This window comes from Panacibacter microcysteis (assembly GCF_015831355.1).
In the GTDB taxonomy this organism is placed as follows: Bacteria; Bacteroidota; Bacteroidia; order Chitinophagales; family Chitinophagaceae; genus Panacibacter; species Panacibacter microcysteis.
In genome coordinates, this window is sequence record NZ_JADWYR010000002.1 from 813,437 (window position 1) to 839,215 (window position 25,779).

Consider the following 25,779-nt stretch of genomic DNA (forward strand, 5'->3'; position numbering starts at 1 on the left):
ATTCAACTGCCCGGCACATAAAAAAACCCTCCCAGGAATGAGAAGGTTTTATTTACTAACCCATCCATGAACAAAGCTGTGATGAACATGGAATATTTTCTCTGCTAACAATAACTTTCGAAAGCAGCGATAAGATTTCTGGCTATAACCTGCGCCGGTCTTCCTTCTATCTGGTGCCTTTCAATCATATGCACCAATTGACCATCTTTAAAGAGCGCTATTGCCGGTGATGACGGTGGATAAGGCAACAGGTGTTCCCTAACCCTGTTAACCGCTGTAATGTCAAAGCCTGCAAAACTGGTGGTCAGTTTATCGGGTCTTTTATCAGTATTATTAACCGCCATAACTACCGCGGGTCTTGCACTTCCTGCTGCGCACCCGCACACAGAATTGATCATTACTAATGTCGTTCCTTCACTTTTCAGCGCCTGGTCTACTTCTTCAGGCGTTACTAATTCATCAAAACCATTTTCCGTAAGTTCAGCCTTCATTGGCATTACGATCTCTGCTGGATACATCTTTTCCTCCCTTTTTTCTTAAGAATTACAAATGTAGGATAATTCGACTAAACTTAATAACCTATAAAAGAAGACATTTAGTCATGATTTGGCTGGTGTATTTGACATTATGTCGCTTAATTTGTAAGTTTTACAGCATCAAACTGCAAAAATGGTTGATTTCGACGGGTGGTATATCGTTTGAAAAGATTGTATCAGTAATCATTTAAAAACAAAAACACAAATAGTTATGACACTCGCAAAACACAATTACAGGAACTTCAACGATCTATTTGAAGAATTTTTACGCCCAACTACCTGGGGCAGAGAAACCGGTTTAACCGTTCCACCGGTAAACATTCATGAGAACACTGATGCTTACCATCTTGAGCTTGTGGCACCTGGTTTAAACAAAGAAGATTTTAAAGTAAATCTTGAAAAAGGTTTACTAACAATCAGCTACGAAGCCAAAGCGCAGGCAGAAAACAAAGAATACAAAACACACCGTAAAGAGTTTAGTGTATCTGGTTTCAAACGCAGTTTTAGTGTAGATGACAAGATTGATGCAGATGGAATCCAGGCAAAATATGAGAATGGCGTGCTTAAGCTGTTACTTCCTAAAAAAGAAGAAGTAAAGGTGCAGCCCAAAGCTATCACCATACAATAAGAGATTCAATAATTTTTGATTCATAAGCAGTTGGTTTTGGTTAATAGCCCCACATATCCATGCGGGGCTTTCTTTTTTTGTAATGATTTATAAGTTTATACTACTAACAGGGTTAGTTTATAAAACCGATATTTACACCATCAATAAAGGTTACTTCATTAATGCAGGTAAATAACGATTTTTTATCGCTCATCAATCAGCATCAAAATATTATACACAAAGTGTGTAACATCTATATGCACGATGCTGCAGATAAGGAAGATCTTTTCCAGGAAATTACCCTGCAGGCATGGAATGCATACAAAAATTTTCGCGGAGACGCAAAGTTTTCAACCTGGCTTTACCGGGTTGCGCTTAATACTGCCATCTCTTTTTACCGGAAGGAAAAACGAAAACCCGTATTTGAATTTTCAGCCAATGAGTTTCCTGAGCGTGCAGAAGAAAGCAACGAAATAGAAGAGCAGATGCAGGCCATGTATGCAGCAATAGCCACGCTCTCAAAGATTGATAAAGCACTTGTCATGTTATATCTCGAAGATTACAGTTACGACGAAATTGGCAATATGCTCGGTATAACGGCTAATAACGTGGCCGTAAAAATGAACCGGATAAAAACAAAGCTGAAAGAAGAAAGTAAAAAACATTACCAGTTCTCATAAAAGTGATTATATGGAATTAGATGAACTGAAAGCGCTCATACAAAACAGGATGGAGCGTGTGCAACAGCCAAAATCCCAGGCAGAATTTGCATTACTGCTTGGGAAAAAAACAAATTCCGTTGCAGAAAAAATAAAGCGCAATCTGCTGTTGGAAATGATTATTTCTGCAGTATTTGTGTGTGTTTGTTTCGCATGCTATTATTTTAGTACACTTACTTCTATGCGTGTTTACTTTGCCATTTTCACAGTTATTTGCCTGCTTTTTATACCACTGCTTTATGTATTGTACAATAAAACAAAACAACTTACAGGCAGTGTGATGCCGTTAAAGAGTAATATCCAGTCATTGATCACACTCATCAATCAATACACAAAACTTTACTTTCGTTTAACCATGGCCCTTATACCTATTTCTCTTATACTGGCCACGTCTTTACTATATTTTGATTATTCTGCAGCAGATACCGGGCGTACAGGTGTTCTCGGAAGCATTACTGATTCGCCGCTAAAAATTACGGTCATCATACTTTATTTTACAGTATTCTTTGCAGGCATGTACTACTTTACACGCTGGTATCTTAAAAAGTTATATGGTAATTATGTGTTGCAACTACAGGGCGTGGTAAAAGAACTGGATGACAATAGCATACAATAATAAATCGTCAGAAGCAGCGTGCATAGTACGTTGAAGAAAGATAGATTTTTTGGCGCCAGGCTGCAGTGCTACTATAAAGCTTTTGTTGCGTCGCACTCTTGTGCTGCTATATCAATACTCAGCACATGCTGCCCTGTTACACATTTACTTACCCGTTTTATTCAGGCATTCTACAGTAAAAACTCAAAGTCAAATATTTCCCTGAAAGTCTTGTTGCCGCCGCTGAGAACAATATCGGTATCAGCAGGAGAAGCGTGTGTGGCAATACCGTTATATATTATTTCTACTGTTGCATTTGCTGATTTATCAAACAAAGCCTGTAGTAAAAGATCACCTGTCAGGAATTCAACAACCAGTTCGGGTGTTGTTTTAAAATAAACCACCCCTTCAGGGTAAGCCAGGTTACAGGATAATACCACATGCCCCCCGATCGTTTTATTCAGGTCCAGTTTAACAAGGCGGTTATGCAGCAATGATACCGTACTTGCAAAGTCTTCGTTTTTAGCTGGTTTCATAGCGGCGGCAAAAGTATTGGCACACGTGTAAGCATGGTGTGTCATATGACACAAAATAATTATTTGCTTCTCCTTATCCTGTTGAGCGTTTCCCGGCTTGTGCCAAGGTAAGATGCAAGGTAAGTAAGCGGTATACGCTGCAGGTAATGCGGTTCATTTTCTTCAAGGTAATGGTAGCGCTGTTCCGGCGTTAGCAGTTTAAAGGAATTGCTGTGCAATTCCTCTTCGATAAAAAGCTGCTCAAAAAAGCGGAATGAAAACAGCGTCATACCATCTGAATGTAATACAAGCGGCAGTACATCGGTTTTGGAAATACACAATACCTCTACACTTTCCAGCGCTACAAAAGAAAATGCCGAAGCTGTTTCGTTCTTAAGGCTGTTAAAATCTGCAAACACATTTTCTTCGAAATAAAACTTAAGATTTACTTCTCTTCCCTCTTCTATTCCATGACTGCGTACGCAGCCTTTTATAATGAAATATACATACCGGTTAATCGTTCCTTCGTGTACAATAACTTGTCCCCGCTTAAACTTTTCCCGTTTAATGAATGGTATTAACAGGTTGAAATCATCATCATTTACCGGTTCAATCTTGTCCATTACCTTTCGGAGTGTATGCAGCTGTTCATGGGTTGCGGAGCTTTTCATATAAAATGTGTAAGGGGCGTTTTCTCTACAAATTAATTAATAACTGTGTCTTTTACTATTAAACTTCTGGTGTTTTGCAAGCATTCACAAGCATGAGCCGGCACTGTTGCTTATTGTATTGCTGTACAAGAGTGCGACGCAAGGGACGATGCACAGAATTCCCGCAGCCGGGTTCCACCAGATCTTTATTCCCTGTTATTTTATGGAACAGTTTTGGAATTATAAAGCCACTGTATTTATCTTTCGGTTTCTAACTTATCATCATCAAATTCAAAACATGCAGGAATCTAAAAAGTTTTTGGTGGCGGCATTCGCCACATTTTGTCTGGCAGCTTGTTCAGGTAGCCCGCAACAGCCGGCTGGCAATGATCAAAATAACAATGAAGATACTACCGGTAAATTGCCACCTGTGGAAACGCAAAAAGCCAACACTGATTATAAACCCGCATTTGAAGGCCAGACGCGCATAACCGGTGTAAAAACTGCCACGCCTTATAAAGCGGATAAGATTGCTACAGGCCTGGGAAGTCCATGGGCAGTGGTACCTATGCCAGACGGTCGTTTGCTCGTAACCATCAAGAGTGGCAAAATGCAGATTTATGATGCCAATGGTGCTATGGTAAAAGAAATAACAGGCTTTCCCAAAGTGGAAGATGATGGCCAGGGTGGCTTACTGGATGTTGCCTTTGACCCCGCTTTTAGCACCAACAAAACCATCTACTGGTCTTTTTCAGAAAAGCAAGGTGATGCAAATCTTACTGCGGTGGCAAAGGGCCAGCTTAATGAAGCCGCGGGTAAAGTTGATAATCCTGTAGTAATATTCAGGGCCACGCCTGCATTGAATAGCGCATTGCATTTTGGATCCCGCCTGGTATTTGATAAAGACGGTAACCTTTTTGTAAGCGCCGGCGAGAGATCAATTCTTGAGGGGAGAAAACAGGCGCAGCTATTGAGTGCAGGCCTTGGCAAGGTATTTAAAATAACTACTGATGGAAAACCAGCGCCGGGTAATCCTTTTACAGACCAGGCTGGTAAAATGCCGGAGATATTTGCATATGGCATCAGAAACCCGCAGGGTTTAGACATTAACCCTGTAAGTGGTGAATTGTGGGAAGCTGAGTTTGGCCCTCGGGGTGGCGATGAAATAAACATTATAAAATCCGGAAAAGACTATGGCTGGCCGACCATCACCTACGGTATTGAATACAGCGGTGAAAAAGTTGGTGACGGTATTCAGCAGAAAGAAGGCATGCAGCAACCAATTTATTACTGGGACCCGGTAATATCACCCAGTGGTATAACTTTTTACAAGGGTAATGCCATACCGGAGTGGGAAAACAATCTTTTCATTGGTGGCCTTAGCAGTATGCACATTATCAGGCTCGTAATAAAAGACAATAAAGTTGTGGGCGAAGAAAGATTACTGGCAGACCTGAAAGAACGTTTTCGTGATGTTGCCTATTCAAACGGAATGCTGTATGCAGTAACTGACGGCGGTAACATGTACAAAATAAGCAAGCAATAAGCTACAAACGCAAATACAGTTACCAAAACGAAGATACCATTTCAAAAAAATCCCGCAGTTAAATAACTGCGGGATTTTATATAAAAAGGAGTTGGCGTTAATTTTTTTGAACAGCCGCTATTTCCGGGCTTTCTACCATAAGTACAACATCTTCTTCATTTGTTACCGGTACTTTTTTCTCTTTCAGCTCTTTTTCGAGGTAGTATTTCATGAGCGGGCCTGCTACAAGAATGGTTACCATGGTCATTACAACAAGACCTACAAATATTCGCTCGTCAATAATACCTGCCTGTAAAGCAGCCATTCCCAATACGATTTCCTGCGAACCGCGGGCATTCATTCCAAAGGCTATCGCCAGTGATTCGTTCTTACTTAACCCACCTATCCTGCTGCCAATGCCTGCACCCACAATTTTTGCAATACATGCAATACCCAATATGGTAAGCACCACAGAAAGATCAAAATTGGTAACAAAGTTTACACGTAAACCTACGGAAGCAAAAAATAAAGGCGCCAGTATGCTTACAATAAAATGGTGGAAAAGATTTTGAATACTGTGTGTGAAATGTTTTGAGTCGCCACACGCAATACCCATCATAAATGCGCCAAAGATGCCACGTATACCAAGGTATTCGGTACAAACGGCACCGAGCATACAAAGGCATATTGCTGCAGTTAATATGCTGGCAGGTCCGCCCAGCTGTTTATCTACAAATGCGAGGATCTTATTCACCATCCATTTGCCAATCGTTATCATAAAGCCTACAAACAACAGCACCATGCCTATGGAATAAAATGATGCTTCCTCGCCTTTGGCATTCATCATTTGTATGATGATGGAAAATAAGATCCAGCCCAGAAAGTCATCAATCATTGATGCCGTAATTACAAGGCCACCAACTTTTGTTTTAATAATATCGAGGTCTAACAAAATTTTTACAATTACAGACAAAGCGGTAATGGATAAAGCCGTACCAAAGAACATCGCCGGTATAAGTCTGTCTGTAGAGGGTACATTAAAAATATAGTCATGAAAAAACCAGATACATATAAAACCAAGCGCAAACGGGAAAGCAATACCCATAAAGCTGATAGAAGCAGCCTGTTTGCCTTGTGCACGTATCTGCTTCAAGTCTACCTCTGCACCTGCAAGAAACATAAGCATGATTACCCCAATATTAGCAAGACCATCGTAAGCACCAAAAGAGCGTGGGTGACTTGTAAATATCTCTTTGAATAAATCAGGAAATGCTGAACCAAGAAGAGACGGACCAATGATGATACCCGCCATAATTTCCCCGACCACTGCCGGTTGCTTAAATCTGCGGCATAATTCTCCGAGCAAACGACTCGAAATAAGAATTATACTAACAATAATGAGGAAACTCAATATTTCCTCTGAGTTAAGTTTTGAGATCATAGGTGTTGACCTTTAAGTTTGAGTTTTGATGCTAAGATATCAGAGTTCTACCAGACAAACATAAGGATTATTCTATATCATCTATCAGTTTTATAGGAATTTAATTAACATTCTTTAACAACCCGGTGTAAGACGATTTTCTTATCAAAAAACACCCGGGCATAGGCATAGCCTTTCGCAACGCGTCTATTTAACGACAATCGTGTCCACATACTTCCGGGGCTCATGCGCACCAGTATTGTTTAACTTTTTATAGTTGTTTTTCACATTCCTTTGGCATAATCATTGGTTTTATGGGGTACAAATTATAACCATGAAAAAAACACTGTTTTCGTTAGTTGGTCTTGCTGCTTTTTTGGGCGTTGTTAGTTGTAACACTAATAATGATGATAATGTAACGCCGCCTATTTCTTATGTGGGTATTGTGCATGCAACGCCAGATGCCGGTAATGTTGATGTCTACCTGAATGGCGGCCTGGCAGCGCAAAATTTTGCGTATGGGTCTGACACGGGATATTACGCGGTAAATCCTGGTTCGTATAATCTGCAGGTTGCTCCAACCGGCACCACAAGTTATGTGCTCAATACAAGCATATCACTTGCACCGGGCACAGCATATTCTGTATTTACCATTGATTCGCTCAGCGCCATCAAAGCCGCTGTAGTTACAGATTCTTTTACCATACCTTCCACGGATTCTGTGATGGTAAGGTTTTTCCATTTCAGTCCTGATGCACCTGCTGTAGATGTGGTAGTGTCTGATGGTACAACGTGGTTCGGTAACAGGACATTTAATGATCAGGAAGCTACAAAGTCTTACCAGGCGTTTACAAAAATCAAGGCGGGCACCTATAGTGTAAATGTGAATGCTGCAGGTACCTCCACCGTGTTGTTACCTGTTCCGGCGCTTACACTGCAAGGTGGTAAAGTATATACCCTCTATGCAAAAGGATTCGCCACGGGTACCGGGGTTCAGGCCCTGGGAGTGGGTACATTGCAACATAATTAAGAAGCAAACGTAACTTATAACCAATAAAAAAGCTACCATTTAAAACTGGTAGCTTTTTTTATTTTGTGAGCAGCAGTTCTTTGGGCATCGCCTGTTGTGTCACTCACTTGTACGACAGTAACATTTGGCGACAGTGAAAAGGCAACAACACTATACTTATAACTTATCACTTATAACTCACTACTTAACAGTTTGGGCATCGCCTGTTGTGTCACTCACTTGTACGACAGTAATATTTGGCGACAGTGAAAAGGCAACAACACTATACTTATAACTTATCACTTATAACTCACTACTTAACAGTTTGGGCATCGCCTGTTGTGTCACTCACTTGTACGACAGTAACATTTGGCAACAGTGAAAAGGCAACAACACTATACTTATAACTTATCACTTATAACTCACTACTTAACAGTTTTCCCAAACTTCTTTTTCAGCAAGCTCAATGCATCATTCATATTCATGTTTGCAAGATCCTGCTCCCTGCGCTCCTGCTTTTGTATACGGCCTTTATTGGCAGTTCTTTGCGGTGCATCCTGCGTTTGCTTTATCGACAATGCAATACGCTTTCTTGCAATGTCAACTTCCAGCACTTTCACCTGCACTTTATCATTCAGTTTTAATGCTTCACTGGGATCGGTTATGTAGTTGTGTGATATTTCACTCACGTGTACAAGTCCATCCTGCTTTACGCCAATGTCGACAAAAGCACCAAACCTCGTGATATTCGTTACAACACCTGGTACAACCATACCTACCTGCACATCTTCTATTTTGTAGATCCCAGCAAATTCAAATTGCTCCAGTTCACTGCGTGGGTCAAGACCCGGCTTCTTCAATTCATTCAATATGTCTTTAATCGTCAGTTCGCCAATCTCTTCACTTACATATTTTTTTGTATTGATCTCTTTTAGCAATGTTTCGTTTCCAATCAGTGATTGCACATCAGCATTAAGGTCTCTAGCCATTGTTTGAATAACCTTGTAAGCTTCGGGGTGCACGGCACTTGCATCGAGCGGGTTATCGCCCTCTTTTATTCTCAAAAAACCTGCGCATTGCTCAAAGGCTTTACCACCCAGCCGCGGTACTTTCTGTAACTGGTCGCGGCTGGTAAACCTGCCTATTTCGTTGCGGTATTTAACAATGTTTTCCGCCAGTGTAGCGCCAATACCACTTACATAACTCAATAAATGTTTACTGGCAGTGTTAAGGTTAACGCCTACGGTATTTACACAGCTTACTACCGTCTGGTCAAGCCTTTCTTTTAAACGCGTTTGATTTACATCATGCTGGTACTGGCCCACACCAATGCTCTTAGGATCAATCTTTACCAGCTCGGCTAACGGGTCCATTAACCGCCTGCCAATACTTACTGCACCACGCACGGTTACATCATGGTTGGGAAATTCCTCCCTTGCGGTTTCTGAAGCAGAATACACCGACGCTCCGTCTTCATTTACGAGGAAAACAGGCAGATTCAGGTCCAGCTTTTTAATGAATTGTTCTGTTTCCCTTCCAGCAGTGCCATCACCTATTGCTATAGCCTGTAAATCGTGTTTCTTTATTAATTCTTTCACTTTATGTTCTGCATCATATAGCTTATTGCTTTCATGCACATAGATAAGATCGTTGTGCAGCAACTCTCCTTTTTCATCAAGACAAACCACTTTACAACCGGTTCTGTAACCGGGGTCAATGGCAAGCATTCTTTTACTGCCAAGCGGAGAACCCAGCAATAACTGGCGCAGGTTTTCAGCAAACACATTGATAGCTTCTTCATCTGCCTGTTGCTTAAGTGCGGTTCTGAATTCTGTTTCAAGGCTGGGCTGTAACAGTCTTCTGTAGGCATCTTTTGCGGCTTTTTTTACCTGCTCTGCAGCAGCGCCCATGCCCTTTACATATTGCTTTTCAAGCAGGGCAATAGCGTCTTCCTCAACAGGTGCAATAGCCATGCGCAGTATACCTTCCAGGAAACCGCGGAGTACCGCAAGTATCCTGTGAGATGGGACTTTCTTTACCGGTTCTGAGAAGTCAAAGTAATCTTTATATTTACTGCCTTCCGTTTCTTTATCTGCAAGCACTTTGCTCTGCAGTGTGGCAGTATCTTCAAAAAGCTTACGCAGCCTTGCACGCACCTGCGCATCTTCATTGATCATTTCCGCAATAATATCTCTTGCACCCTGCAATGCCTCATCAGCCGTTTTTACTTTTTCATTTATATAAGCCGAGGCAGCAACATTTACATCGCTGTCGTTTTGTTCTAATAATAACTGCGCCAGCGGTTCAAGACCGTTTTCCCTTGCTGTTTGCGCCTTTGTTTTTCTTTTTGGTTTGTAAGGCAGGTATATATCTTCCAGTTCTGCAATGGTAGTGGCCGCATTTATTTTTTGTTGCAGGTCATCGTTCATTTTACCCTGATCAGTAATGGTCTTTTCTATGAATGTTTTCCTTTCGCTAAACTCTTTTAACAGTTTCGCTTCGTCCTGCACATGCTGTATCTGCACTTCATCCAGGCCACCTGTTTTGTCTTTTCTATACCGGGCTATAAACGGTATGGTTGCACCTTCTTCAAAAAGGGCCAGTACAGCTTCCACCTGTGCAGTTCTCACGTTTAATTTCAATGCTATAGGCTGTGCAAATTCACTCATTACAAAAAGTTTAATTGATCAATTGAATAAAGGGGTGCGAATGTAGTAAGGCAGACCAAAAGAAAAAACAGAAAATTTATGCACACATATTGGTGGGCAATCATCATTAATCCATCGAATATACCTTCGTCGGGTATCTCAATGCATAACTGCGGATCAATGAGCGGATCGCTTCGTTTTCGGGGTACTGCGTAATCCTCGTTTTCAGTTTTCCAAGGTCTGTAAAGTTGGTATTCTCGGGTATAGTGCCCATGCCGTAAAAAGTGCCTTTTTCTACCAGTATACAAACATTTTCCCTGCCAAACACAGCAGGCTCCAGTATAGCGTAGGTATTGAGTTGTGATTGTATGTTGCTGATGGCTATGCTAACCTTATTGTTGTACGCATCTTTTTCAGGATAATGGTCATCGGTAATCCTTGTTTTATCAAGAAAACACAACCCCGGGTGCAATTCATGTTCGCGCACAATTTTCCATAACATGCGGTGCGCATCTGTAAACTGGTTGAAAGACAGCACAGGCTCAAAATGGCTGCGTTTTTTATCGATGGCAAGCCGTTTGTAACCTTTTGCATCATCAAAAGTATAAATGCCGTATTTATGCTCAAAGTGTTTCTGGCTTTGATTATGCCTGGGCCACAACCTTTTTATTTCTATACTTTCCAGTATAAATGCAGTAAATTCTGTAGGTGTTTCCTGGAAGGTGACACGGTGAATATTTAACAAAAACTCCTGCCTTCTTTTGCCAGTGCTTAAACCTGTAAAATGGCTGATCACACGATTCTTCAGCATCTTTGCTTTGCCAACATAGATCACCTTATCTTTTGCATCATGAAAGTAATATACACCTGGTGTATATGGCAGATTATTAACCTGCTCGGCAGGTAAGTTGGGTGGCAATATTTGTTCGCGGTTTTCTTTGCGCAGGAATTCGCGCACCATTTTTTCTCCGCCCTTCTGCAATATTTTTCCAAATAAAATAGCGGTAGCATCTGCATCGCCACCGGCGCGGTGCCTGTTCTCTACTCTAATATCCAACTCCCTGCAAATATGGCCCAGGCCATACTTTACAAAACCGGGAAATGCCTTACGGCTAAGCTTTAAAGTACAGAGTTTCCTCGGTGTCCACTCAAAGCCTGCAACACGGAGGTGATATTTTATAAAGGAGTAATCAAAGTTTACATTGTGGGCTACAAAAATGCGGTTGTTTAAAAGATTGTACACTCTTTCTGCTACTTCGGTAAAAGGTGGTGCAACAGCCGTCATGGCATTCGTTATTCCCGTTAATTGTACAACATATGGAGGAATGGGATAACCGGGATTTACCAGTGTTGAAAAACGCCCTTCCACCTGTTCCCCGTCATATAATACAATGGCTATTTCTGTAATGCCGTTTCCTTCAGGGTGGCTGCCGGTTGTCTCTATATCTACAATTGCGTACATTAATTTTTTTTGCTTTACCAACAAATCTGTGTTCACTCACGTACCGTTATTTACAACCTGCAGGAAATAAACTTTCGGGTTACAGACCGGATCGCCAAAGCTCCGTAAAGATGGGGACGTACAAGTGAGTGACACAACAACAGCTCAATAGTAATTCAAAAGCCTGTTATAAAAATGTTGATACCAGCTGTGGTACGTGTGGCATCACCTGTTGCGTCGCAATCCTTTCATCGTCCGGATCGTTGTTGCGACTTTAAATTATTTCTTACAATGACTGTAACATTTTTTGCCTGTTTGCGTCTGATATTAACAACAAATAATGTTATTCTTGAAAATTCTGTCTAAATTTACACCGCAAAATTATACTGCCATGCGCTTCGCTGCAATTATTTCAATGATCTTTATTTTAAGTTCCTGTGGCAACAGGCTTAGCAACCTGCGCTACACCGGCGAGAAAGTTTCTGAAGCAGTTACCAACTGCACAGAAGCTGCAAAAAACGTACGTACTGAAATAAGAAAGGTCACCAACCTCAACCTTACACTTGAGGGAGGTGAGCGTGAAAAGAAAGTCAACGGCTGGGATACACACATGATGCTTTGGTAGACCGGCTTTAGCATACTGAAAATGCCTTCCCCGACACGGAAGGCATTTTTGTTTTTACGCATATTATGACAAACACATATTACTTACTTTTGCACCCATTTTATATTTATGGAACTGAGCAAGAATTACATACCAAACGAAACAGAAAGTAAATGGTACAGCCACTGGCTGCAGCAAAAATATTTCAGCAGCAGCCCTGATGAAAGAGAACCATATACAATTGTAATTCCACCGCCTAACGTAACCGGTGTGCTGCACATGGGGCACTGTCTTAACAATACTATACAGGATGTACTGGCACGATACAACCGCATGAACGGTAAAAATGTTTGCTGGGTGCCGGGTACAGACCATGCGTCTATAGCTACAGAGGCAAAAGTGGTTGGCATGCTGAGGGAAAGAGGTATTACCAAAAGCAGCCTTTCGAGAGATGAATTTTTGCAGTATGCATGGGAATGGAAGGAAAAATACGGCGGCATCATCCTGCAACAGATGAAGAAGCTTGGCTGCAGCCTCGACTGGGGCCGTGTAAGCTTTACGATGGATGATGACTACTACAAGTCTGTTATCAGCGTATTTGCAGACCTGTACAACAAGGGACTTATTTACCGGGGCAAACGGATGATCAACTGGGATACAAAAGCACTTACAGCGTTAAGTGATGAAGAAGTTATCTTCAGGGATACACAGTCGAAACTTTATTTTCTTAACTACAAAGTGGTTGACGGAGATGGTTTGCCGGTTGAAGGTGGTATAACCATTGCCACAGTAAGACCTGAAACCATTTTAGGTGATACCGCTATTTGCGTAAACCCCGGTGATGAACGCTACAGGCACCTGCATGCAAAGTATGCAATCGTACCACTGATCAACCGCCGTATACCCATTATAACAGATGATTACGTAACCATGGAGTTTGGTACCGGTGCTTTAAAAGTAACACCGGCACACGATATGAACGATTACCAGTTGGGTTTAAAACACAACCTTGAAGTAATCGATATTATGAATGATGATGGCACCTTCAGCCTGGATGCGCAGATACTTGTAGGTGAAGACAGGTTTGCTGCCAGGAAGAAGATTATACCATTACTGGAAGAAGCGTCAGCTATTGTTAAGATCGAAGATTACCCTAACCAGGTTGGCTACAGCGAACGTACTGACTCTGTAGTAGAGCCACGGCTAAGCATGCAATGGTGGGTTAAAATGAAGCCGCTTGCTGAACCCGCTCTAAAAGCCGTGGCTGACGGAGAAATAAAATTTCACCCGGCAAAATTTGTAAACACTTACAAATACTGGATGGAAAACATTAAAGACTGGTGCATAAGCCGCCAGCTTTGGTGGGGCCATCGTATACCGGCATGGTACGATAAAGAAGGCAATTACGTGGTTGCAGTAAATGAAGAAGCTGCCATACAACAATACGCTGAAAAATATGGCCGACAGCTTACCGGCACTGACAGGCTGGTACAGGATGAGGACTGTCTTGATACATGGTTTTCATCATGGCTTTGGCCTTTTGAAGTATTTAAAGGATACAGCCACCCCGGCAACAAAGATATAAGCTACTACTACCCTACCAACACGCTTGTAACCGCACCCGAGATCATCTTTTTTTGGGTAGCAAGAATGATTATGGCTGGCCTTGAGTATGAAAAGGCCATTCCGTTTGAGGATGTATATTTCACCGGCATTGTGCGTGATAAGCTCGGCCGCAAAATGAGCAAGAGTCTTGGCAACAGCCCTGACCTGCTGGAACTCATTGATCAATACGGTGCAGATGCTGTAAGATTTGGTATTCTCATCGCCTCCCCCGCCGGTAACGACCTGTTGTTCGACGACTCATCTCTTGAACAGGGACGCAATTTCAATAACAAACTATGGAATGCCCTTAAACTTACGAAGATGTGGGAAGGCCGCCAGGCTAACTTCGAAAATGAAACCAACGATAATTTTGCCGTAAACTGGTTTGGCCAGCGACTGAATGAAGCAAAGGCTGAAGTTGACACGCTGACCAAACAGTTCCGTTTGAGTGAAGCACTCAAAACGATTTACTCACTTATCTGGGATGATTTCTGTAGCTGGTATTTGGAATGGGTTAAACCAGGCTTTGAACAACCGATCGATAAAGCGGTCTACCAGAAAACAATTAGCTATTTTGAACAGTTGCTGCAACTGCTGCACCCATACATGCCATTTATTTCAGAGGAAATTTATCACCTGCTTAAAACGCAGAAAGATGACCTGTGTGTAAAACAGTTTTCACCCGCAAACGCAGCAGATATAACTATTGTAAAAGAGGGCGAGATATTAAAGAAAGTGATTTCTGCCATACGCGATGCACGAAACAAGAACCAGGTAAAGCCGAAAGATACCATCAGGCTTTTTATACATACAGAACACGTGGAAAGTTACCAGCCCATAGAAAGTATTCTTGCAAAGCAGGTAAATGCAGAACGTGTTGCTTATACAAAAGAAGCCATTGCAAACAGTATTGTTGTTGCGGTTGAAAAAGATAAATTTTTTATAGAGTGCGAACAGCAACTGGATGCAGCTACGCTGAAAGAAGAGTTGCTTAAAGACCTTACTTACCAGCAGAATTTTTTACAGTCTGTCATTAAAAAGCTCAGCAACGAGCGCTTTGTGCAAAATGCAAAGCCCGAAGTTGTAGCACTTGAGCGCAGGAAGCAGGCCGATGCCGAAGCAAGAATAAAAACCATTGAAGAAAGCCTGCAAAACTTAAACTAAGTAAACATTCGCATGAAGACATTACGTTACAAACTCGCATGCATCCTGCTTTTTGCAGGATGCTTTTTTATGTCGGCAAACGGGCAGAACTGGGATATCAATACGCTCAAAAGCATCAACCCGCAAAGCCCGCAGGCCGGTGTGTGGAGTGGTGTGTCGAAATCGGTATATCCTTTATCGCTGGCATCGCCTGCTGCATTACTGGCAACAGGTTTTATAAAGAAAGACAAAGTGCTGCAACAAAAAGGCTGGGAAGCTGTGGGCTCCCTGGTTATAAATACCGCCATTACACAGGGTATGAAATATGCCATCAACAGGCAGCGGCCTTTTGAAAAATATCCTAACGCTGTTTACCCGTACGAGTTTGACGACAGCCCCTCTTTTCCTTCTGGCCATACCTCAACCGCATTTGCAACTGCAACAACGCTTACACTGGAGTTTAAAAAATGGTATGTAGCGGTACCCGCTTATGCATGGGCAGCCGGCGTTGGTTATTCCAGGATGTACCTGGGCGAGCACTACCCTACCGATGTACTTGCGGGTGCAGCCGTTGGCGCAGGCAGTGCTTTTTTAAGCCACTGGTTAACAAAAAAAGTTTTCAGGTAATATTTTTATGAGCCAGGCTGCAGTACAGTTATTGAGCTTCCGTTGCGTCGCACTCTTGTACTGCAGAATATAATGCATCAGCTTCGGGTGTAACATTGTTTAACGTACTTAACTTTATTTTCCAGGTTTGATCTTAAAACATTGCTATATGCCTGCTATAAATTTAACCATAGAAAAAGCTACAGAAAAAGATATTCCATTGATACAGGACATCACCAACCAGGTATGGCCGGAAACTTACAAAGCGATCATTACTGCCGGGCAAATTACTTACATGCTTAATATGATGTACAGCACGGCATCATTACAAAAGCAGATGAATGACGGCCACACTTTCATACTTGTAAAAGATGGTGATGCATATGTGGCATTTGCCTCGTATGCGCCTGTAACGGAGAATGTATACAAACTGCATAAGATATACGCACTGGCCGACCAGCAGGGTAAGGGAATCGGCAGGTTTATTATTAACCATATCATTAAAGAGATTAAGCCAGCCGGCGCAACCACGCTCCAACTGGATGTAAACCGGAATAATAAAGCAAAAGGTTTCTACGAAAAGCTGGGGTTTAAAGTAATAGAAGAAAAAGACACACATATTGGCAATGGCTACTACATGAATGATTATGTAATGGCGATGCCGGTATAAGGCAAAAGACCATTCGTTAACTCAAAGTGCCCCTGCCCGAAAAAAAATGATGCGAAGTAATTTTCCGCAAGGGCTTTGATGAACCGGAACGCTACAGCCGCCATAAAAACGGAACCCTGAACCGAGCGTGGCAACAGGCGATGCCATGTATACCAGTGCCGGCTACCTAAATGGCTTTTTTGTTGCAGTAATAGTCAATTTTTATTCAGGTGGAGTTAAGCTATCTGTTTACTTTTACTATGAACCGGTTAACAGACGCTAAAGCACAATCATGGTACTATCTAAATTATTCAGCGATTTTTTTCACAGTGAGAAATCGGGAGGTATTGTACTGATCATTTGCACGGTTTTTTCGCTGGTGATTGCCAATTCTTCGTGGCAGGACAGTTACATCAGCTTCTGGCATACAAATATTGGAGGGCACAGCCTGGAGCACTGGATCAATGATGGGCTCATGACGATTTTCTTCCTGCTCATCGGCCTTGAGCTGGAAAGGGAAATTTACCAGGGGGAACTTTCGAGTATCAAAAACGCATTACTGCCTGTAGCAGGCGCACTGGGTGGTATGTTGTTCCCAGCCGGTTTCTTTCTGTTGTTTAATGCTGGTACTGCCACACAGGATGGTGCAGGCATACCAATGGCTACAGATATTGCATTTTCTTTGGGTATACTGGCCTTGCTGGGTAAGCGTGTACCAGCATCGCTAAAGATATTTCTTACCGCGCTTGCTGTTATTGACGATCTTGGCTCTATCATCGTTATCGCCATTTTTTACAGCGGCGACCTGTCGTTGGTAAACCTGGCTGTAGCGCTTGGAGTTTTTGTGTTGTTACTTGTGCTCAACCGTCTGAAAATACAAAACCTTTTACCGTACCTTTTGGGCGGTATCGTTATGTGGTATTTTATGCTGCAGTCGGGTGTGCATGCAACCATTTCCGGTGTTTTACTTGCTTTTGCTATTCCGTTTGGCGATGGTTCTGAGACTTCTACCTCGTATAAACTTCAACATTTTTTGCACCGGCCGGTTGCATTTGGGATTATGCCTTTGTTTGCATTGGCTAATACAGCTATCATTATCAACGGCGACTGGTACAATCATTTAACCGAACCCATCAGTGCAGGAATATTTGCGGGACTGGTTGCGGGCAAGCCTGTTGGTATAACACTGTTCTCTTTTTTGGCAGTGTTGGCTGGTTTGTGTACGCTACCGGGCGACATGAAGTGGAAACATGTAATAGGCGCAGGTATGATAGCCGGGATCGGTTTTACCATGTCTATCTTTATAACACACCTGGCGTTTGACGAAGCGGCTATCATTAACAACGCCAAATTTATAGTACTACTGGCATCACTGGCATCGGGCATTATTGGTTTTGCGTGGCTCAAAATTGTTATGCGCACAGGCAATGAACAATCTGCAACCCCGGCTACATGAGCATTTTTTATTAATAACGGTTGTTCTGTACCACACCTGCGTTTATTCCACGGGCGCCCTGTTTTGTGAATAGGCTTAATCTTTGTTTTATAGTCGGACACCAACATAATACACACCATAATATTTTTACAATATGCATACACTTCCACTAACTGTAAGACGGTCTATTGAACTAATGGGCCTTGTAATACTGGGTTTTGTTATTATACAGGGTCAGCAGATCATTATGCCGCTGCTCATGGCTTTCTTTATGAGCATTGTGTTGTTGCCGGTTTACAGGTTTTTAGTGAGTAAAAAAATCCCCCGTGTGCTGGCAATTGTTATGTCGTTGCTGGTAATGATTATTGTAACAGTCCTGATCGTTTTGTTTATTTCATCGCAGTTGAAACCGGTAATCAGTGATTTTCCTTCGATAAAAGAGAATATTTTAAAGCACATCGATTCCCTGAGTAAATGGTTCAGTGAAAAAACGGGTATGTCTGAAGACCAGCAAACCGATATTGTAAACCAGCAGAGCCAAAAGATGCTTGATTCTGCTGGTAACGTGTTAGGCGGGGCTGCTGGTTCTGTAGGTTCTGTTTTGATCTTTTTTGGCTTGCTGCCAATTTATACTTTCCTCATTCTTTATTACAAAGACATTCTTGTGAAGTTCATCTTCTTATGGTTTCCAAAAGATCATTATGCAAAAGTGAGAGAAGTGATTCACGAGACAGAGTCTATGATCAAAAGTTATTTGGTTGGCTTGCTGATACAAATAACGTACATCACAATCCTGCTCGGGGTTGCCTTGATGCTATTTGGTATACAGCATGCATTACTAATAGGCGTTATTTTCGCGATTTTAAACCTTATACCATATATAGGAGCCTTATTCGGCAATATAATAGGTGTTCTTCTTACGTTAAGTTCTTCTGAGGAACTGGGCCCGGTATTAACTGTGTTGATCGCTATAGCCGTAGTACAGTTTTTAGACAACAATATACTGATGCCGAGAATAGTAGGCGGAAAAATAAAAATCAATGCACTGGCCAGCCTTGCAGGCGTTTTTGTAGGAGGTGCGCTGGCTGGTATCCCGGGCATGTTTCTTTCGCTGCCTCTTATAGCGGTCTTTAAAATTATATTTGACCGAAGTGAGCAGTTTAAACAATGGGGAGTTTTATTTGGCGATGAGTTACCAGGTGAAAAAAAGAAGCTTAAGACGGCTAAGAAATAGTATTTGTGCAAGATGGCTTTAGATAAAAAATTTTGGGATTACCCGGGAATTATTTTGTTTTGGGTTCTAATCGCTAAAATTTAACCCTAAAGCACATGCCTTTTTTAATCGGCAATTATTATTACATCATTATCATTCTGCAGGCCATTTGTGTGATACATTGTTTAAAAAAAGGTAATGAGCAAAAATGGATCTGGCTGATTGTTTTCCTCCCGTTGATAGGATGTGTTGCGTACATTTTTACAGAAATGTTTTCGGGGAACGAGATTCAAAACGTTCAGGCCGGAGTAAGTACAATTGTAAACCCTGCCGGGAAAATACGGAAACTGGAAAAACAGCTTCAGTTCAGCGACACATTTAATAACCGTATTCTTTTGGCTGATGCTTACCTTGCTGCAGGGACCACGGACAAAGCCATTGAATTATATGAGAACAGCCTTACGGGTAATTTTTCAGAAAATGAATATGTGATTGCCCAACTGATTGTAGCTTACGGCATCAAAAAGAACTACGTCCCTATTCTTTCGCTGGCACAAAAGATTTACAACATACCGCAGTTTGCACGTTCGAAAGCGCACATAGCATATGCACTGGCATTGGAACACACTGGCAACAAGGCGCAGGCAGAAAAAGAGTACGGAAGCATGAAAGCAAGATTTTCAAACTTCGAGGCACGATACCAGTATGGCCTTTTTCTGATAAGGGATAACCGACCAGGAGAAGCCAGGCAGCTCTTTAAAACTATTGCTGAAGAAGAGCAACAATTGAGCAGCAGGGAGAGAAAACACAACCGCACTTTTATAAGCCTGGCCAAAGAAGAACTGAAACACCTGCAAACATCACAAGTAATTTGATTACGCCAATTTTGAAGCCTGTAATCTAAAACCTCCGCTGCGGTCTTCGCGTTTGCTCCATAGTTTTCTGCTGTACAAGAGTGCGACGCAAGCGGCGATGCCATGAAATACCATTGCTGACACCCAAAATACATTTCTACTTTTTTTTTATATGACCCAACGTTTGCTTTTGTGTGCCCGTTATTAATAACAATCCCGGGAGTTTTTTTCAAGATTAACACATGAATATTTATATGAAAAAGCAAAAGCTTGTAAGATATCTTGCAGTGAGTGTACTGGCGGGATTGGCATTTGGTGCGTGTAAAAACCCTGACCCTGAACCGTTGCCGGAAAAGGTTCAGAAGCTGATACAAACAGACTGGAAAATCGTTGACATTACCACACCTAAAAAAGAAACGCCCGGTGGAGACAGCAGTTTGCTCAGCGCATGCATGACTGACGATATGACCCTTTTTGGCGCCAATGGTGTGTTTGAATTAAGGGACGGCACGGTAAAGTGCGATTCTACTGTTTTCAATTACAGTAACGGTTACTGGGGCTATAAAACTGATGTGGACTCTATCCAGTTAGCAATCGTAAACCCTGCATCCAGGTATGTTTCGTGGAAGGTTTTAACGTTAAATGATTCTGTACTGAAGGTTACTTTTATTGACAGTACGGTAGCTGCTAATAAAATCACAAAAACAATTTCATTTAAAAAATAGTGTATAAGGTGTTGCATGAATTAATACATTTTTGCAACACCTTTTAAACAATCTATATTTTGACGCAAGAGGAGTTACAGGTAATACTGGAAGACTGCCGGCAGAACCGACGAACTGCGCAGGAAAAACTGTATAGGTTTTATTATGCAGATATGTTCCGGCTTGCGCAGCGATACTCATGCGATCATCATGTGGCGCTTACGATAGTGAATGATGCATTTCTAAAAGCGTTTAAACATATTGCTCTTTACAGAGAAAATCTCGGCCAGTTTAAATCCTGGCTGAAAACAATTGTAATCAACACCGCCATTGATCATTTACGTAGCACAAAGAAAGATATCAGGCTGGTTCATATAGACCAGATCCAGGAGCAGGGTGATGAAGATTTTGCTTTGCAACACCGCTGGAAGCATGAAGAGCTGATGAGGCATCTGCAGGCGCTTCCCACAATCACCAGGACCGTTGTTAACCTATTTGCCTTTGACGGCTTTTCACACAAAGAAATCGCATTGCACCTGGACATAACGGAAACCACGAGCCGCTGGCATCTTTCTGAAGCACGTAAAAGGTTACGAGAAAGCCTGCAGATAACCAGCCCGCAAAAAACTTACAAAATATGAGTGAAGACCTGAGATATTATTTTTTTGATAACGAACCGGATGACCAGCCGCCAGTTTCTGCGGATGAAGGCTGGAACAGCATGCGCCAGCTGCTTGACGCCGAGATGCCGGTATCATCAAAAAGAACAAAACGAAGGTTTGCATTCTGGGTGGCATCTGTTGTTGTGGGCACAGCGCTGGTACTGTTTACAATTCAATCCAGGAGAGACGACATGCGGCAACAAGTTACCACAGCTGCTGCAAATAATACGGTGCAAAAAGCAGCAGGCGGTGAAACTCAAAAAAATACACCAAACACAAATGGGGTTGAACAAAACAGCAGTACGCTCGCTGTTGCTGATGGGGCGAAAGCAAGCAGGCATGGTTATACAAACCAGGAAGGAGAAAGTAAACGTTTTATACCGGTAAGGCGTGCTGACGAACCTGACAGGCAAATGGTGCGTGGTAAATCTGAACCGGTTACAAAAACCCCGGTTATAGCAGATCCCGGATATATTACGCAAAACACGAAGATCAATGACGGTGCATCGACTGATTTTAAACGCGGGAACGAGCCAGCGGCGAAGGATTTGGTGAGCAATGAAACCAATACACAGGAAAATGCAGTGGTTGATAAGACTGAAAACACGCAGACGCAACAAGTTGCAGCTAAGAAAAATACAACCGGCAAGAACACGCATGCCTGGCAATACAGTGTTGGCGCTGGTATGAATTTTTCATTGAGCAATATATCAAAAGGATTGCAACCGTACCCTGTGATAGAGGTGAAATACAAAGTCTCGCCTGTGGTTTTTGTGAGCGGAGGTTTGGCGCTCTTCTCTCCTGTGTCTACAAATACAAGTGGTGTGAAAAAGACGGTATACATTAACGACACATCATCTGATGTAAGCAGGTACAACGAGACGCTCAATTTTAAGCGGCTTTATTATGCTGATCTTTCTTTACAGGCCGGTATTCATTTTACAAAACGCATGTCGTTTAGTGCAGGTTTACAGGCATCAAGACTGCTTTCTTCTAAAAGTTACACTACACTTGAGCCCTATGATTTTAACAGCGACCGGGTTGCCCTTACCGATGTCGGAACACTTATACCTACTCCTTCTGCGGCACCCGTTTACAGCAAACAGGTTGATGTAAGAAAAATAGATATAAGATATACAGCAGGTCTTAACTACGACCTGAATAAGCTCTCTGTTGGTTTACAATACCAGGGGGGAGTAAAACCATTACTGAGCGGCGAAGCCGTAAAGGGTGATAAGGCAAGCCTGTTAACGTTTAAATTCACATACAGGATAAAATAAGATCTCCCTGTCAACTTTACTGCATTTTTCCACACTGGGGATAAGCTTTACTTTAACAAGTTATTTGATAACATAGAACATGTATGCATCGTTTCATGCATATTATTGCATCATATTCAAAAAGACACCATTTATTAATTAGCACAACTATGAAACGAATAATCTTTGTACTCCTTGTTGTAACAAGCTTTGCATTTACTTCCAATGCACAAAATACGAGCAGCGAATACACCACTGCTATTGGTGTAAAAATTTATCCTGCGGCATTTACCATCAAGCATTTTGTAAAGGAAAACCGCGCAGTTGAAGGGCTGGCTTATTTTTGGAATTACGGCTCCCGGGCAACTGCGTTGTATGAATTTCATGGCGATATACCTGGCGTAGATGGTTTGAAATGGTATGCCGGCCCTGGCGTACACGTTGGCTTCTGGAGCAATAAATGGAAAAAAGATTACCCTGACAGGGATGGCGGTATTGCTATAGGTATTGACGGCATTGGCGGACTTGATTATAAATTCAAAGGGGTGCCGATAGACATATTCCTGGACTGGCAGCCTTCTTTCAACTTTGTGGGGTATAACTACTTCGAAGGTGGATGGGGCGGTACGGGCATTCGCTATACATTTTAGGATTACTGCTTGTTATACTTAAACCACAACTTTACAGGTTGTGGTTTTTTTATTACTGTAAGCTGTACTGCCAGGCAACAACGTTTATTGAAATAAGCGTGCTTGCACAGTGCCGACTAATGTACCGAACGTATAAGTGAGTGACACAACAGGTGTTGATAGTAGTAATACAGCTGACCACCCAACATTATATTTATTTTTTTATCTAAAAAGGGAGCACCAGTTTTATACATACATTTCTGCCCATGTTGTACATGCCAAAAGTTCCTGCAGGTGATGCTGTATAATATTCGAAATATTTTAGCCTGCTTAAATGAGACTGGTAAGTGTTGTTTAAAAGATTATTGGCGATGAGATACAACTGCAGGCTTTTTGCCTTACTGTATTGTATAGTTGTATGCAGGCCGGCGTTTAAAAGCGTATAGCCAGGTGTTTTCGTTTCTGTGTTGTTGAGGCCTAAATACCTGTTCTGTGTTGCCACATATTCAAGCTCGGCCTTTACAGAAACGGTTGTTATGAGCGCATGACCTGTTTCAATTTTTTGCATGATGGTGCTTTGCCATTTTAATGGCGGCATAAGCGGTAAGTATGCCCCCTGTATTCCTTTGCCTTTTACAGCTTCATCTGTGTTGATGCCATATACAACGGAAAGACTATTGTCGAAAACAAAACCTTTGATATAGCGGGGATGAAATGAGGCAAAGAATTCTGCGCCATACAACCACGCGGAGGATTGACGATACTGGTATGTTTTGTTTCCCTGTGCATCTGTAATGGCATTGCCATTTTCATCTGCCAGCAATGACAGGTAAATATAGTTTTTGATATGGTTGTTAAACACACTCAGTTCTGCGGATAAATTTGTGCTGTTGAAATTCAGGCCTACATCTTCCTGCAAAGAAAATTCCGGTTTAAAATTCCTGTTGCCGAGGTAGATAATGTGTGCTCCCGGATCTAGCCCGTTTGAAGCCATCTCGGTAATATTTGGAGAGCGGTAACCCCTGCCAACATTGATCTTAAGATTAAGTTTGTTGCTTAACTGCAATGTAAAGCCTGCACTTGCAGATACACCGTGAAATGTTTTGTTGTAAGCAGGAAACTGCAAAGTTGCACCCATGGTGTCAGCACCGGTTACCTTACCATCAAAACCGGAAAGCGGGTTGTTTTTTACATAGAAATTTTCCCAGTTGATCTTTCTTACATCGTATCGAATACCGCCGCTAACGGTAAGTTTTTCTTTTTTCCATTTGGTATAAATAAATAGCCCGGCGTCTTTCAACTGATAGTCCGGGATAGGAAAGTCAGTAGCGTCGATGCTGCTGTTGGTTTGCAGCATACCATTGATGCCGATCGCTGTTTCAAACCCGGAAATTTTAGGCGTATTATACCTGATGCCATAGTTGATTGTGTTGAGTTTTACAAACATACCAGGCTTATCAGGCACGGTAGGGTGGTTATATTCTTTGCGGGTGTTTTGCTGCAAGCCCAGCAGTACATCAATGCTGCCGTTGCCTGCTTTGTAATAATGATGGGTATATAACCGCTGGTGTGCTATATGCTGGTGCAGTGGCGAAAGCCGGTAACTGTTTAGCATTGCGTCATCTGCAAGGGGTCGTTTGCTAACTGTATCCTCCCCTGCTTCAAACTGCTGGTAGGTAAATTTTCTTGTGAGAGAATCCCTGCTGCCATCCGGTATACCCTGCTGGTTATTGTAATACGTATAGCGCAAATGGCTATAGCCGGCTTTGGTAGTGTAACCTGTAAAAACAGAAAAGCTTTTTTCGCGGAAACCGGTGTTATACACGCGGCCTTCCAACGCGTTGCGATAGTTTTTTGCATATCGTGCAGAGCCAGTCAATGCAAATGAAAACCGGCCATTGTTATAATTGACCTGTACGCCATTGCCAATAAGGTTATTGTTAGACTGGTACTCAGAAACGATTCTGCCGTGTAATTTACTATCAGCACTTTCCGGTTTTTGCGGGTATAGACTCACTACGCCTGCCAATGCATCGGAGCCATACATAAGACTTGCAGGCCCCTTGATTACTTCGGCTTTCTCTATGTTGTAGCCGTCAACTTCAATACTGTGTTCGTCGCCCCATTGCTGGCCTTCCTGTCTTATGCCGTCGTATAAAGTCAACACACGGTTATAGCCAAGGCCACGTATAAATGGCTTGGAGACATTGGGGCCGGTCTTTACAACGTTGAGGCCAGGTACATTTTTAACAAGCGCATCTATAATGTTTGTTTCAACAGACTGGTCTATTTTTTTTAACGACACACTCGTTATAGCCACCGGGTTTTCTTTAACAAGCAATCCTTTGAAAACGCCTGTTACCACCACTTCCTCCAGTTTATTGTCTGTTTTTGAAAGTGCAATGTTTAGCGTAAACGCTGATGAATCAATAAAAAGCTTTTGTTCATGCATGTTGCAGCCAATATAATTGGCAGTTATTGTATAAAGGCCTGCAGGAATATCTGCAAACAAAAAATCTCCCTTGTTGCCGGTTAAAGTCTGCCGGTGAAGTTCAGCAATACGTACCGTTGCTCCCTGTGCAGGAAAACCTTCGGTTGTTACAGTGCCGGATAATTTTACCTGCGCTTGTAAGCTTAAACTGAGCAGCGTAAAAATAAATATTGGCGGTAAGTATAGGCTGGTCTTCAATGTAGTGTTTTGCAGACAAAAGTATAAAGTTAGATTAGTCTAACAAAATTAATTTTTGATCT

Annotated in this window: 23 protein-coding genes; 16 read left to right on the plus strand and 7 right to left on the minus strand. The window is 42.1% G+C overall.

What is annotated here, in order from left to right; genetic code table 11:
• Nucleotides 1-104: 104 nt before the first annotated feature.
• Nucleotides 105-518, minus strand: a complete 414-nt coding sequence (locus tag I5907_RS15235) for a BrxA/BrxB family bacilliredoxin (RefSeq protein WP_196991668.1) — start codon at nucleotides 516-518, stop codon at nucleotides 105-107.
• A 229-nt stretch (nucleotides 519-747) separates the two neighbouring features.
• Here I5907_RS15235 and I5907_RS15240 point away from each other — a divergent pair, with 229 nt between their 5' ends.
• The 3 genes from I5907_RS15240 (at nucleotide 748) to I5907_RS15250 (ending at nucleotide 2,478) form a co-directional block, all read left to right on the plus strand.
• Nucleotides 748-1,164 (plus strand): Hsp20/alpha crystallin family protein, encoded by a 417-nt coding sequence (locus I5907_RS15240; protein WP_196991669.1) that lies wholly within the window; start codon nucleotides 748-750, stop codon nucleotides 1,162-1,164.
• Nucleotides 1,165-1,325: 161 nt separating this feature from the next.
• A complete protein-coding gene (locus tag I5907_RS15245) occupies nucleotides 1,326-1,823 on the plus strand; it encodes an RNA polymerase sigma factor (protein ID WP_196991670.1) in 498 nt (165 codons plus the stop codon).
• A gap of 10 nt (nucleotides 1,824-1,833) precedes the next feature.
• On the plus strand, nucleotides 1,834-2,478 hold the full coding sequence (locus I5907_RS15250; RefSeq protein WP_196991671.1) for a hypothetical protein: 645 nt from the start codon (nucleotides 1,834-1,836) through the stop codon (nucleotides 2,476-2,478).
• A 170-nt stretch (nucleotides 2,479-2,648) separates the two neighbouring features.
• On the opposite strand, the gene I5907_RS15255 is transcribed toward I5907_RS15250, so the two are convergent.
• A complete protein-coding gene (locus tag I5907_RS15255; protein WP_196991672.1) occupies nucleotides 2,649-2,993 on the minus strand; it encodes a hypothetical protein in 345 nt (114 codons plus the stop codon).
• 59 nt (nucleotides 2,994-3,052) lie between these two features.
• Nucleotides 3,053-3,643 carry a Crp/Fnr family transcriptional regulator gene (locus I5907_RS15260; RefSeq protein WP_196991673.1) on the minus strand — a complete coding sequence of 197 codons (591 nt, stop codon included), beginning with the start codon at nucleotides 3,641-3,643 and terminating at the stop codon, nucleotides 3,053-3,055.
• A 277-nt stretch (nucleotides 3,644-3,920) separates the two neighbouring features.
• Between I5907_RS15260 and I5907_RS15265 the strand changes: the two genes are divergently transcribed.
• Nucleotides 3,921-5,168 carry a PQQ-dependent sugar dehydrogenase gene (locus I5907_RS15265; RefSeq protein ID WP_196991674.1) on the plus strand — a complete coding sequence of 416 codons (1,248 nt, stop codon included), beginning with the start codon at nucleotides 3,921-3,923 and terminating at the stop codon, nucleotides 5,166-5,168.
• 97 nt (nucleotides 5,169-5,265) lie between these two features.
• Here the strand turns inward: I5907_RS15265 and I5907_RS15270 are convergent, their stop codons facing one another.
• Nucleotides 5,266-6,588: a cation:proton antiporter gene (locus I5907_RS15270; RefSeq protein WP_196991675.1), complete on the minus strand. Its 1,323-nt coding sequence runs from the start codon at nucleotides 6,586-6,588 to the stop codon at nucleotides 5,266-5,268.
• Between the two features lie 313 nt (nucleotides 6,589-6,901).
• On the opposite strand from I5907_RS15270, the gene I5907_RS15275 reads away from it, so the two are divergent.
• Complete coding sequence (locus I5907_RS15275; protein ID WP_196991676.1) at nucleotides 6,902-7,597, plus strand: DUF4397 domain-containing protein; 696 nt, start codon at nucleotides 6,902-6,904, stop codon at nucleotides 7,595-7,597.
• A gap of 404 nt (nucleotides 7,598-8,001) precedes the next feature.
• Here the strand turns inward: I5907_RS15275 and I5907_RS15280 are convergent, their stop codons facing one another.
• Together I5907_RS15280 and I5907_RS15285 are read right to left on the minus strand one after the other, a co-directional pair.
• Nucleotides 8,002-10,245 carry a Tex family protein gene (locus I5907_RS15280; RefSeq protein ID WP_196991677.1) on the minus strand — a complete coding sequence of 748 codons (2,244 nt, stop codon included), beginning with the start codon at nucleotides 10,243-10,245 and terminating at the stop codon, nucleotides 8,002-8,004.
• A 106-nt stretch (nucleotides 10,246-10,351) separates the two neighbouring features.
• Nucleotides 10,352-11,686: an exonuclease domain-containing protein gene (locus tag I5907_RS15285; RefSeq protein ID WP_196991678.1), complete on the minus strand. Its 1,335-nt coding sequence runs from the start codon at nucleotides 11,684-11,686 to the stop codon at nucleotides 10,352-10,354.
• A gap of 319 nt (nucleotides 11,687-12,005) precedes the next feature.
• Here I5907_RS15285 and I5907_RS15290 point away from each other — a divergent pair, with 319 nt between their 5' ends.
• From I5907_RS15290 to I5907_RS15340, 11 genes are all read left to right on the plus strand, one after another.
• On the plus strand, nucleotides 12,006-12,290 hold the full coding sequence (locus tag I5907_RS15290) for a hypothetical protein (RefSeq protein WP_196991679.1): 285 nt from the start codon (nucleotides 12,006-12,008) through the stop codon (nucleotides 12,288-12,290).
• Between the two features lie 108 nt (nucleotides 12,291-12,398).
• Nucleotides 12,399-15,038 carry a valine--tRNA ligase gene (locus tag I5907_RS15295; RefSeq protein WP_196991680.1) on the plus strand — a complete coding sequence of 880 codons (2,640 nt, stop codon included), beginning with the start codon at nucleotides 12,399-12,401 and terminating at the stop codon, nucleotides 15,036-15,038.
• Between the two features lie 12 nt (nucleotides 15,039-15,050).
• A complete protein-coding gene (locus tag I5907_RS15300) occupies nucleotides 15,051-15,644 on the plus strand; it encodes a phosphatase PAP2 family protein (RefSeq protein WP_231402129.1) in 594 nt (197 codons plus the stop codon).
• Between the two features lie 148 nt (nucleotides 15,645-15,792).
• Nucleotides 15,793-16,293: a GNAT family N-acetyltransferase gene (locus I5907_RS15305; protein ID WP_196991681.1), complete on the plus strand. Its 501-nt coding sequence runs from the start codon at nucleotides 15,793-15,795 to the stop codon at nucleotides 16,291-16,293.
• Between the two features lie 271 nt (nucleotides 16,294-16,564).
• A complete protein-coding gene (gene nhaA / locus I5907_RS15310) occupies nucleotides 16,565-17,728 on the plus strand; it encodes a Na+/H+ antiporter NhaA (protein ID WP_196991682.1) in 1,164 nt (387 codons plus the stop codon).
• A 133-nt stretch (nucleotides 17,729-17,861) separates the two neighbouring features.
• Nucleotides 17,862-18,941, plus strand: a complete 1,080-nt coding sequence (locus I5907_RS15315; RefSeq protein WP_196991683.1) for an AI-2E family transporter — start codon at nucleotides 17,862-17,864, stop codon at nucleotides 18,939-18,941.
• Nucleotides 18,942-19,036: 95 nt separating this feature from the next.
• On the plus strand, nucleotides 19,037-19,795 hold the full coding sequence (locus tag I5907_RS15320; protein ID WP_196991684.1) for a PLDc N-terminal domain-containing protein: 759 nt from the start codon (nucleotides 19,037-19,039) through the stop codon (nucleotides 19,793-19,795).
• 233 nt (nucleotides 19,796-20,028) lie between these two features.
• Nucleotides 20,029-20,499, plus strand: a complete 471-nt coding sequence (locus I5907_RS15325) for a hypothetical protein (protein ID WP_196991685.1) — start codon at nucleotides 20,029-20,031, stop codon at nucleotides 20,497-20,499.
• A gap of 59 nt (nucleotides 20,500-20,558) precedes the next feature.
• Complete coding sequence (locus I5907_RS15330; RefSeq protein ID WP_196991686.1) at nucleotides 20,559-21,119, plus strand: RNA polymerase sigma factor; 561 nt, start codon at nucleotides 20,559-20,561, stop codon at nucleotides 21,117-21,119.
• Nucleotides 21,116-22,420 (plus strand): hypothetical protein, encoded by a 1,305-nt coding sequence (locus I5907_RS15335; protein WP_196991687.1) that lies wholly within the window; start codon nucleotides 21,116-21,118, stop codon nucleotides 22,418-22,420. The genes I5907_RS15330 and I5907_RS15335 overlap by 4 nt, the downstream gene beginning before the upstream one ends.
• A gap of 149 nt (nucleotides 22,421-22,569) precedes the next feature.
• Nucleotides 22,570-23,049, plus strand: a complete 480-nt coding sequence (locus tag I5907_RS15340) for a hypothetical protein (protein ID WP_196991688.1) — start codon at nucleotides 22,570-22,572, stop codon at nucleotides 23,047-23,049.
• A 205-nt stretch (nucleotides 23,050-23,254) separates the two neighbouring features.
• Here I5907_RS15340 and I5907_RS15345 read toward each other — a convergent pair whose 3' ends face one another.
• Nucleotides 23,255-25,717 carry a TonB-dependent receptor gene (locus I5907_RS15345; RefSeq protein ID WP_196991689.1) on the minus strand — a complete coding sequence of 821 codons (2,463 nt, stop codon included), beginning with the start codon at nucleotides 25,715-25,717 and terminating at the stop codon, nucleotides 23,255-23,257.
• Nucleotides 25,718-25,779 lie beyond the last annotated feature (62 nt).